This window comes from Saccharopolyspora karakumensis, assembly GCF_004349225.1.
Classification (GTDB): Bacteria; Actinomycetota; Actinomycetes; order Mycobacteriales; family Pseudonocardiaceae; genus Saccharopolyspora; species Saccharopolyspora endophytica.
On the sequence record NZ_SMLA01000136.1, the window covers coordinates 1 to 301 of the forward strand.

Sequence of the window (301 nt, forward strand, 5' to 3'; positions counted from 1 at the left end):
CGGCAACCGGGCGGGCGGAGCCGGTCGTCCGCGAGAAGCTGCCGCCAGCGCGTGGCAGTTGTCGGTCGTGACGGCCGAGCAGGTGGTCGTGCTTCCTGCGGTCGGGGCGATAATAATCGGAGGCCGGTCACCGCGATGCGCGGTGACCGGCCTCCGATCGTCTCGGTCAGGCTCGAGGCCGGATCATGACGTGCTTGGTTTGGGTGAAGTCCTCGATGGACATCGCCGACAGGGTCTTTCCGTAGCCCGACATTCCGAATCCTCCGAAGGGCATCTCCGGCACGGTGACCTGGTGCTGGTT

Annotated in this window: 1 protein-coding gene; it reads right to left on the minus strand. The window is 66.4% G+C overall.

Annotated elements, in window-relative coordinates:
- Positions 1 to 166 precede the first annotated feature (166 nt).
- Positions 167 to 301, minus strand: a 135-nt coding sequence (locus tag E1202_RS31165) for an aldehyde dehydrogenase family protein (protein ID WP_132686883.1), incomplete at its 5' end; no start/stop codon positions are given.